Source organism: Micromonospora sp. DT47, from assembly GCF_049844475.1.
Lineage (GTDB): Bacteria > Actinomycetota > Actinomycetes > Mycobacteriales > Micromonosporaceae > Micromonospora.
Genome location: NZ_JBNCLC010000008.1, coordinates 290217 through 299893, shown reverse-complemented (window position 1 = coordinate 299893; position 9677 = coordinate 290217). Strand labels below are relative to the sequence as shown.

Annotated in this window: 8 protein-coding genes; 5 read left to right on the top strand and 3 right to left on the bottom strand. The window is 65.1% G+C overall.

Going from position 1 to position 9677, the window contains the following annotated elements; genetic code table 11:
* Positions 1–36 precede the first annotated feature (36 nt).
* The 3 genes from ACLQ2U_RS15765 (at position 37) to ACLQ2U_RS15755 (ending at position 2583) form a co-directional block, all read left to right on the top strand.
* On the top strand, positions 37–1092 hold the full coding sequence (locus ACLQ2U_RS15765; protein ID WP_425751394.1) for an IS110 family transposase: 1056 nt from the start codon (positions 37–39) through the stop codon (positions 1090–1092).
* Positions 1093–1231: 139 nt separating this feature from the next.
* The gene (locus ACLQ2U_RS15760) at positions 1232–2146 is read left to right on the top strand and encodes a hypothetical protein (protein WP_425751377.1); all 915 of its coding nucleotides are present in this window, start codon (positions 1232–1234) and stop codon (positions 2144–2146) included.
* On the top strand, positions 2143–2583 hold the full coding sequence (locus ACLQ2U_RS15755; protein WP_425751376.1) for a PIN domain-containing protein: 441 nt from the start codon (positions 2143–2145) through the stop codon (positions 2581–2583). The genes ACLQ2U_RS15760 and ACLQ2U_RS15755 overlap by 4 nt, the downstream gene beginning before the upstream one ends.
* Positions 2584–2695: 112 nt before the next feature.
* Here the strand turns inward: ACLQ2U_RS15755 and ACLQ2U_RS15750 are convergent, their stop codons facing one another.
* Both ACLQ2U_RS15750 and ACLQ2U_RS15745 read right to left on the bottom strand, forming a co-directional pair.
* Positions 2696–3316 (bottom strand): hypothetical protein, encoded by a 621-nt coding sequence (locus ACLQ2U_RS15750; RefSeq protein ID WP_425751375.1) that lies wholly within the window; start codon positions 3314–3316, stop codon positions 2696–2698.
* A gap of 1121 nt (positions 3317–4437) precedes the next feature.
* Positions 4438–5427: an HIRAN domain-containing protein gene (locus ACLQ2U_RS15745; protein ID WP_425751374.1), complete on the bottom strand. Its 990-nt coding sequence runs from the start codon at positions 5425–5427 to the stop codon at positions 4438–4440.
* Between the two features lie 359 nt (positions 5428–5786).
* Between ACLQ2U_RS15745 and ACLQ2U_RS15740 the strand changes: the two genes are divergently transcribed.
* On the top strand, positions 5787–7613 hold the full coding sequence (locus ACLQ2U_RS15740; RefSeq protein WP_425751373.1) for a glycoside hydrolase family 15 protein: 1827 nt from the start codon (positions 5787–5789) through the stop codon (positions 7611–7613).
* A gap of 496 nt (positions 7614–8109) precedes the next feature.
* On the opposite strand, the gene ACLQ2U_RS15735 is transcribed toward ACLQ2U_RS15740, so the two are convergent.
* A complete protein-coding gene (locus ACLQ2U_RS15735; RefSeq protein WP_425751372.1) occupies positions 8110–8238 on the bottom strand; it encodes a hypothetical protein in 129 nt (42 codons plus the stop codon).
* Between the two features lie 140 nt (positions 8239–8378).
* Here ACLQ2U_RS15735 and ACLQ2U_RS15730 point away from each other — a divergent pair, with 140 nt between their 5' ends.
* A complete protein-coding gene (locus ACLQ2U_RS15730; RefSeq protein WP_425751371.1) occupies positions 8379–9296 on the top strand; it encodes a hypothetical protein in 918 nt (305 codons plus the stop codon).
* Positions 9297–9677: the final 381 nt, after the last annotated feature.

Genomic DNA, 9677 nt, shown 5'->3' with positions numbered 1-9677 from the left:
TTCTCGACGCAGACGAGAAAGGCGGACCTCACCAGCATGGCAGCCAAGAAGCGATCAGTTATCGGTGGTGTCGACACCCACCGCGACACCCACCACGCCGCCGTCATCGACAGCACCGGCGGGCTCCTGGCCGACGCCGAGTTCCCCGCGACCACCGCCGGCTACGCGAATCTGCTGGCCTGGATGCGCTCCTTCGGACGGGTAACGGCCGTGGGAGTCGAGGGCACCGGCAGCTACGGCGCTGGCCTGGCCCGCCATCTGACCAGCAAGAAGGTGCCTGTCGCGGAAGTGGACCGGCCCGACCGGCGAGCCCGCCGCGCCCAGGGCAAGTCCGACCCGATCGACGCCATCGCCGCCGCCCGCGCGACCCTCGCCGGCACCGCCAAGGGCACCCCGAAAACCCGCACCGGACCGGTCGAGGCCATCCGCGCCCTGCGGGTCGCCCGCCGAGGAGCGGTCAAGGCCCGCACCGCCGCCCTGAATCAGATGCGCGGCCTGGTCGCCGCCGCGCCCGAGGCCTTGCGAGCCCACCTCACCAGGGTCAGCGCCGCCACGCTGGTCAGCCGGTCCGCTGCGCTGACCTACGACCCGGGCAAACTTCACGAGCCGGAACACGCCACCGCCGCAGCGCTGGCCGGACTCGCCCGCCGCGTCACCGCCCTCACCGACGAGATCACCACCCTCGACCGGCAGGTGGCACCCATCGTCCAGAAAGCGGCACCCCGCATCACCGCCTTGTTCGGCGTCGGCCCCGACGTCGCCGCTCAACTGCTCACCACCGCCGGCGACAACCCCGACCGGCTGCACTCCGAAGCCGCCCTCGCCCACCTCTGCGGCGCAGCACCCATCCCCGCCAGCTCAGGACGCGTGCGCCGCCACCGCCTCCACCGCGGAGGCGACCGCGGCGCCAACCACGCCCTGCACACCATCGCCCTGTGCCGCATGCGCTACGACCAGCGAACACAGGCCTACGTCCACCGCCGCACCACCGAAGGCCTCAGCAAGCAAGAGATCCTCCGCTGCCTCAAGCGCTACATCGTCCGCGACATCTACACCGCCCTGCTCGCCGACTTCACCGCCCTGACCACTTGACCTCCATAGGAGCATCGGGATGGAGCTGGACCCGGCGTTACTGCTACTGAGGTAAGGGATCGCCTTGCGCCCTTTCGTCTTGATCGCTCCGGATCACATCGTGCTAGACGGCTCGCATCAGATGTAGGAGTCTTGGACCATGAGGATCGTCCGGGCGCAGCTTGAAGGTATCGATGCCGAGCCAGGCCGGGTAGCAGCGGCTGACGTCGCGCGCATGATCCTTGGCCTTGAACGTGCCATTGCTCGGGCGGCCTACCTAGTTTTGGGTAAGCCGCGGCGTGGCACCGGCAGACATAGCCAGGCGATCGAGAGTGCAGCGCGGCTTCGCTTCGTCGGAGTTGAGCGAGGCAGCTTCGTTGAGGTGCTTGCGCTTCCAGAAGCCGCAGATCCAACGGATGAGGAGCTACCGTTCTCGGTCTCCGACCTTAGCCAATTGGCATTTGATCGGCTTATTGATGCGATTACCAGCGGCGCACCCGAGTCTGACGCCGAGCTGGCGGCTGCCGTTGCGCAGATGGCGGCGGAACTTGGTATCGGCGACCGCAACACCTCGATTACTCTGGTCGACGAATTTGCAACGCGAGCCGGGCAAGAGCCACGTCGGGCCAGGATTGACGCGGCGGTCCGAGAGCGGATGCAGCGCGTTGGTGACCAGGCCCCGGCGAGCAGAGATGAGACGCTAGTCGGAGTGCTCTTCGAGGCTGACTTCGAGGGAAACACGGCGAGATTGCGCCTCGCCAATGGCAGCGTTGTGACCGTCAATTTCTCTCCCAACCTTGCAGACAATATCCAAGAGGCGCTGCGATCGCGGGCGCGGCTTGAGGGTCATGTCAGTTATCATCCTCGAACTGCGCAGGCAACTAGCGTTGAACTACGAGCGGTTTCACGAAGTACCCAGCTTGAGCTAGATGTTGATTCTTTTTGGGAATCGCATACCTTTGCCGGCCTGCAAGCAGCGCAGGGAATCACGGGCCGAGTCGACCCGGCGGCTCTAGGGATTACAGACTTGACCGACGATGAGCGGGCCGCCTTCCTCGCGGCTCTCGCCGAGTGAGGCCGCAGGACGTCCCCGATGGGCCACTGCTCATCGATACGGACGTTGTGAGTTACTGGCTGTTGGAACATGAACTCGGCAAGGCGTTCAGCGACCTAACCGCAGGGCATGAGCAGGCGGTGAGCTTTGCCACATACGGTGAATTACTGGCCAATGCCCACCGCAGCCGATGGGGAGAGCGTCGGATACAGGCACTTCGTAACCAGCTAAAAACTTTTGTTGTCGTGCCTTACACGGCGCAAGCGGTAGAGCTGTGGGCGGAAATGCATGCGAAGCTCTCCGGGCACCTACAGAAGGGCGGCGCGAACGACCTTTGGACCGTAGCCTGCGCACTTGCGCTCCGCCCTCAGCTGCCAATCGTCACGAACAACATTAGTGACTTTGGAACAATTTCGAGAGCATTCCCCGAGCTTCGCCTTATCCATCCGAATCTCTGAGCGATGTTCGGAGGGTAGGTCGAGAGGTCGGCGGAGATGACCGACTGTGAGCAAGGACGTCCAGACTTAGGGGCTCGCCCAGGACGCCCCGCTCAGGTTGAGTTCCAGAGCGCTAGGCGACGAGCATGCCAGCTAGTAGGTTTAGCAAGAAACCAAGGGCGGAACCGAGCACAAACGTCCACCACGCGGTTCGGTTGCCCGACTTGCGTAGCCGCTCTACCTGCTCGGCATGGGCCTCCGCAAGCTTTTCTATTTCTTCCCGGAACTTCCGTTCGGTACGCTCTCCAAGAATGAACGATATTTGGCGGGCTTTTTCCTCATCGAGGGCGGCGGTGGCGCGAGCAGCATCAGCGCGTACCACAAGTTGCTTGACCTCCGCCTCAAACGCCTCGGCTTTGGCGCTGATCTCGCGCAATCGGTTCACTGTCGCCGACAGCGTGCCAGACACCTCGCCAATTTCGTCTTCCAGACTCGGGCGTGTAGGGGGAAGGCTTGCCTCCACAGATGCAACAGCGCTTGCAGCACTCGCCTCAAACTCCCGACGGAGAGCGACGATCATTGGTCGGCGTAGCCACAGCACGACAAGCGCAACGACGCCAGTGAGGACGAGCGCGCCGCCGAGCGTGACCATGACCCAGCTTGCGCCCCCGTCGTATTGCACGATGTAGGGCTGGATGCTGGGGACTGGCGTTGGGGTCTGGGTGGCGATCATCCAACCGTTGAGGCGAGGCACCGGCGTAGGTTATGCCCGCCACACCAGGTCGTCTAGATCTCCATCTTTCCTCGACCAGCGCAGCAAGCAGGGCCATGGGACAGCGGGAAACGCCGGCATCGAGCCATGAAAGACGTGCAGGGTCGGAGGCCAGGCGGTGGGCCGCTCCGGCATGAGCGGCCCGATCGAGGGTCGCCTACCTGTACTCGATGTCGTCGGGCAGCCCGTCACGATCGACGAGGTCAGTGATCCAAGGGTCCGGCTCAAGTGAGACCGGTGGGTAGTCATCGACCGGCCATGGCGTGATCTCTTGCGTGGCAGGCAACTCGTTGTCTGGCTCGTTTGTGGTTGGACATGTCTTTACCCCCTTTGGGTGGTCGATCAGGGCCTGGCGTGCCTGCCGGCCTCGGTGAGCCGGGTTCGGACCGGTTTGCCTCAATCTCTCATTGCTTGGGTGATGGTCACGATCGCGAGAGCCACCACCACAAGCCAAGTAGCAACGGCCAAGAGGCGGACCGAGAGTCGTAGGCGGTCGACCTTAATTTCCAATGGCTCCTGGTTCTTCTCATAGTCCGAAATCCGTGTGTCGAGGATTCTCCGTTTCGTCTCCTCAACCGGCCGCGGTAGGTAGCGGCCGTGCAGGGCCCTCGGGTTGATCGTGTTGTACAGCCGAGGTAGGACCACGCTTGCCGCGACTACGGCGGCCACCGCAGCGACGGCGGCACCCGGTAGCGCCCAGACAGACTTGCTGGTTAGGGCGAGACCGGCAAGGACGCCAGAGAACCCTAGGATCGCGCCTGCCCGACTATCTAACGTGTCATTACGTTTGTCCTGAGCTGCGCGTTCTGCGTCCAGCTCGGCTCTGATGACATCCAGTGACGGCATTGACGCGGACGATCGGGGCGGTTCCACGAACGGCTTCCTCCAAGGCGTAACCGCGCCTGACTAGCCATCGACCCAGCGAGCCTTTCAGGCCGTCTCCAGGCCGTCGAGGGACGAACAAGGGCAACAGACGATGACTAACGATCGCAAGGTTTGCCCATGTCACAGCTAGTGAGGTACACGGCAGCCTGCCAGAGCTGCGGCGGCTTACCTGTAGTTGGTGAACTGACGCGTACAGCGGGGTAGGCGGAGGCACCTTCTCAGTCTTTGACCCAGAACTGCCAGCCGTCTGGTGCAGGAGGCCACGACGGATCAGGCCGCCAGCCTTGGGGCGGTACCCAGCCTGCGGGCGGGGGTGGCCATCCCGGTGGAACCACGAACCGCCATTGCTGCACTCGGGCAATATCGTGACCGTGGCTCGCCGCAGCCGCCTGTTGTGCCGGCCGGGCTCCATCAGCCACCGGCGGCGCATCCAACCAGGCATCCGTCAGCGAGCTGGCCTTGCACACGTTCAAGGTGACGTCGGCCTTGACCCGGTTGCCCTTCAGGACTGCACGGGCCGCCGTCAACATGTCGAGTCCCGAGAGGTGGGCGAGCACCGGCAACATCTCGGCTGATGTCGCGGGACTCAGGGTGCCAGCCGGTTCGCCGTTGACTCGAACCTCCACCAGCGTTCGCGTCGATCGAGCCCGCTGCTGTTCAACCTGGTGCAACGTCACATAGATCCAGCACTCGCCCTGCGGACTCACCAGCTGAGCCAAGTGAGTCATGTGCTTCTCTTCGCCAGTCACCTGAACGACACGGCCTTGGGGAAGCATCACATGCAGATCGCACGGCGGCATGTTCGCTGGAACGATCATGTGCGGTTCAGCGAGGTCGAGAGTCACCGATCCCACGAAGTGGGGCCGGCGGCGCCCGTCCCAGTCTTCCTCGTCCCGTCCCCAGATGCGGGCGCGGACCTGAGGGGTCCAGCCCTGGTTGACGAGCGCCGTGAGGACCGGCGAGTATCTTTTGGCCTGGTCTTTTGGCAGATACCCGAGGGTTTGTCCACCGTAGACGGCTTTGACGGCGTCCGGGTCGAAGCGGTTGGTGGGCTCCGGGATGAGGTACACGTCCTTTTCAACCTCAGACCCGTAGGACTTGAAGTCCGCGCCGAGTGCGGCTCGAGTCTCCTTGGCGTAATTGGACTCGCCTACGACCTCCTGGTTGCACCAGCCTCGCTGGCCCCACAGGTCAAATGGTCGGATCATTGGCGGAGGCTACCGCTCCTGACCGAGCCCTCGTCAGCCCAGAGCCGCGCAAGTGTCAGTAGTCGACACCGTGTAGCCGAGACGTCAGGCAGCGAGGCAGCAAGGAGGCAGCGGAAGCCCCGATGCGGGTCGGTCCGGAACGTCAACCGATGAGTCCCGGCACCTGCTCGTCGACGCGGGTCGGCACCAGCTGACAGCAGCCGACAGCTTGCGACCGCATCCCCCCGACGGGGGTCATCTGCGCTTTCCCGCCGGTACCGGTCAGGCCGTTACGTGCGCGAAGTTACGAGCCACGGGGTGTGTCTCGCCCGTTTAGGGGTATCCGCCCTCATTCGGTGCGATTGAAGGCGGGAGGGCTGGTGGATTCGTACCCTGCTGTGGAGTCCCATGGCTTGATCGGTGATCTGCAGACCGCGGCGCTGGTGGCGATGGACGGGACGGTGGACTGGTTCTGCGCCCCTCGGTTCGACTCGCCGAGCGTGTTCGGTGGCCTGCTCGATCGGCACAAGGGTGGGTACTTCCAGGTCTCACCCGATGGTGTCGACTACGTGAGTAAGCAGTTGTACCTGCCCGGCACGCCGATCCTTATCACCCGCTTTCTCAGCGCGGACGGCGTGGCTGAGCTGGTGGATTTCATGCCCGTCGCGGGAGATCACGTCACCGACCGCCACCGCTTGGTCCGGATTCTCCGGATGGTCCGAGGCACAATGCGGTTCCGCGCGGTATGCCGGCCCCGGTTCAACTACGGCCGGGATCCGCACGAGCTCGAGGTGTACCCGGACGGGGAGGTCTTCCGCAGTCCCAGCCTCACACTCACCCTGAATCGGGTCGGCTTCGGCAAGCCCCCGTACGACACGGAGTTCCAACGCAGCAGGGAGGACGTGTCCCTGGTCGGCACGTTCCACGAGGGCGACTACGGCGGGGTGGTCCTGGAGACGGCGTCGCCTGAACTGCCGCGCCACATGACGGTGGACGAGGTGCGCGACCTGCTCGTGCAGACCCGCGACTTCTGGCGGCGCTGGCTCGGCCGCTCCCGGTATACCGGCCGCTGGCGGGAGATGGTCGAGCGGTCCGCGATGACGCTCAAACTCATGACGTACGCGCCGACCGGCGGGCTGGTCGCCGCCCCTACCGCCGGGCTGCCCGAGCAGATCGGCGGGGAGCGCAACTGGGACTACCGCTACACCTGGATCCGCGACGCGGCATTCTCCGTGCGCGCGCTGCTCCGCCTGGGCTTCACCGACGAAGCTCAGCAGTACATGCACTGGGTGAACGACCGGATCCGGGAGGCCAAGGAACGGGAGACGCCGGTGCAGATCATGTACCGCGTCGACGGCTCACCTGATCTCACCGAGGAGATACTCGACCACTTCGAGGGCTACCGCGGATCAGCACCCGTGCGCATTGGCAACGGCGCCGCCAACCAACTGCAACTCGACATCTACGGCGAGGCACTCGACGCCCTCCACGTCGCCGACGGTCACGGTCTGCAGGCCAACCACGAGGGGTGGATGAACACGGTAGGGCAGATGGACTGGCTGTGCGACAACTGGGACCAGCCCGAAGACGGGATCTGGGAAACCCGCGGCGCCCGGCAGGACTTCACCTACGGGCGCATGATGTCCTGGGTAGCCCTCGACCGAGCTGTCCGCCTCGCTCACCGACGCGGACGACCCGGCGACACCAACCGGTGGGTGAGTACCCGAAACCAGATCTACGACCAGATCATGGCGCGTGGCTTCCACCCCGGCGCCGGTGCCTTCACGCAGCACTATGCGTCCGACGTCCTGGACGCGTCACTGCTCGCCATGCCCTACCTCGGAGTCGTGTCGCCAACGGATCCGATGTGGCTGTCAACGCTGCGGGCCATGGACGCGAAACTGGTCTCCGACAGCCTCGTCTACCGGTACGACCCGAACGCCTCACCCGACGGCCTGCCCGGCCAGGAGAGCACCTTCACCATGTGCACCTTCTGGTACGTCCGGGCCCTCGCGCAGTCCGGACGGCTCGAAGACGCCAGGCTGACCTTCGAGAAGATGCTCACCTACAGCAGCCCCCTCGGCCTCTACTCGGAGGAGATAGCCCCCACTGGCGAGCAGACCGGCAACTTCCCGCAAGCATTCAGCCACCTCTCACTGATCAGCGCCGCCGTGAACCTCGACCAACTACTCGACGCCCGCCCCTGAGCGAAACGAAAGCGATAACCCGCCGGGGGTCGAACTGGAAGGACGGTTCGCGCACCGAGGCGACCACCCACAGGCCGAGCCCCATCAAAGCTGCCAGCAGTCAGCAGAACGTCAGCGAACGCGTTACAACGCGACGGGTGAAGGCCATAAGAAGCGGCAAGGCAGCCGGTGCGCAGGCAGACAGGATGACACCGATCGACAGTGTTCGACGACCAGGACCAGGCTCCCCCCGGCGGGGGTCGGGCTTAGCTGGACGTGCCACCGGCGGCGCTGTCGACAGCAACGCTGACAGCAACGGCCCCGGACGCCGACGCACCACCGAGACCAGGGATGGACGCGGCTCCGAGCTGACGGCCGCTCCCAGACGGGGACGGATGTGCCGCACACAACTTGTAAGCGAGATGTCGCCGGTTCGATCCCGGCCGGGGGCTCCAATTCCACCAGGCAGTTTCCCGACGGTCGCTGCCGCCCGTCAACCGTTTGACAGCAACCGCATTCACGACAGCCGCCCGTCAAGCTTGCCGAGCGCCTGACGCATCGCGTCGAGGCTCGTGTGAGCGTAGACCTTGAGCGTGATCTTGCGCTGTTCCAGGGACGAATATTGCTCGGCAATCGTGATCGGCACGGATAGCCTGTGGCCGTGAGCAGGCAGTATGGGTCGGCGGTGCGCCTGATGCGGCGAACTGGTCCCACCGCGGCGAGGGCGGGTCGTCGTCCTCATCCCAGCGCCGCTGTCCTCGTCATCGCGCTGGTAGCGAGCGGCCGGTGACTATCGACGATCCCGAGCTCCTGCCCTACGTCTACCAGTTGACCAAGTACGACCCCGCCGACCGAGACGAGCGTGGGCACTACATCGGTTCGGAGGACACCGACAGCGACCGCGGTCCGGTTGAGGCCGCCTACCTGGCGGCCGTGGCTGCCTTCGCCGAAGACAGCCAGATCAGCCGGCTGGCGATCCGGGAACCGGAGGCGGCAGTTCGCGTGGGCCTGGACGGTGACGGGCGCGACAGCCGGTTGGCTGTGCTGTTCGGGCCGGATCTGAGCGGCTACCACGACGGCGCGCAGGTACCCGTGGCGGTCGGGTTGGAGCTCGTGCGGCTCATGCTGCGCGGCGGCCCTGGTTGGTGCCGGCTTGAAGCCGAGGAGGACTTCTTCGTCCATGTCGGCTGGGACCAGTACGTGTACATCGGCAGCACCGACCCGTGCGAGCGGGCAGTAGCCCATGCCCACCGGCATAGGCTCTTCGCGAAACGGATCGCACAGTCGCCATACGACCCGGCGCTCACCGAGGACAACGCCAGCCCTCGACCGGCCGACAGCGGTTTCTGGGACGAGGTCGCCACTATCGCCGCAGAGCGCGGCGCCGTGCTTCTCGAAGAGGGCTACGTCTACAACGCCGCCCGCTGGCACCGCATCACGACCAGCAACGTCAATGCCATCCGGACACGGTTGACCCCCCGAGCCCGCCTACTGGTCTGGCCCGACCTGCAGACGAACATCGACGCTGCGCTGGCGAGCCTGCCCGACGAAGCCTTAGTGAGGTCATTTGGCAGGACCACAACGGTCAGGTCAACTGCCGATGCGTTGATGAAGCGGACCACAGTGCACTGCGCAGCCGGTTGGCCGACGCCCATGCCGCCATCGTCCTGCCCACGCTCATGGACGAACGTCACCCGCTGCTGAGTGCGGTCCTACCCCGATCCGGACGGCGTCCTGCGCGCCCGCTGGGCACCCTGAGGATCGATGCCCACGCCAACGGCCACTCTCCCCCTGCACTGATGCGGCCTCGCAGGTGAGGTCGGCCTCCCCGCCCTCGCTGCGCAGGGTGGCGGCAAGCTGGAGCCAGGATGCTAGAGGGACGATGGACGAGTCGACCTGTACGCCGGATACCGATGGTAGATGGCCGTCAGTCACCATGCGGACATGACGGGTACGGCATGGGGAGCCATCGTGGTCCTGCTGGTAGCGGTAGTCGGTGGTGGTGCGGTGTTGCTCCGACGCAGGCGTGCTTCACGAGTTGTTGATCGAGGAGAGCAACTCCGATTGGCCCGACGCGCCGCCCAG

Bases quoted from the DNA above. Each gene is read 5' to 3' on its own strand.
- ACLQ2U_RS15760 (WP_425751377.1), top strand. From the start codon at position 1,232: ATGAGGATCGTCCGGGCGCAGCTTGAAGGTATCGATGCCGAGCCAGGC.
- ACLQ2U_RS15765 (WP_425751394.1), top strand. From the start codon at position 37: ATGGCAGCCAAGAAGCGATCAGTTATCGGTGGTGTCGACACCCACCGC.
- ACLQ2U_RS15745 (WP_425751374.1), bottom strand. From the start codon at position 5,427: ATGATCCGACCATTTGACCTGTGGGGCCAGCGAGGCTGGTGCAACCAG.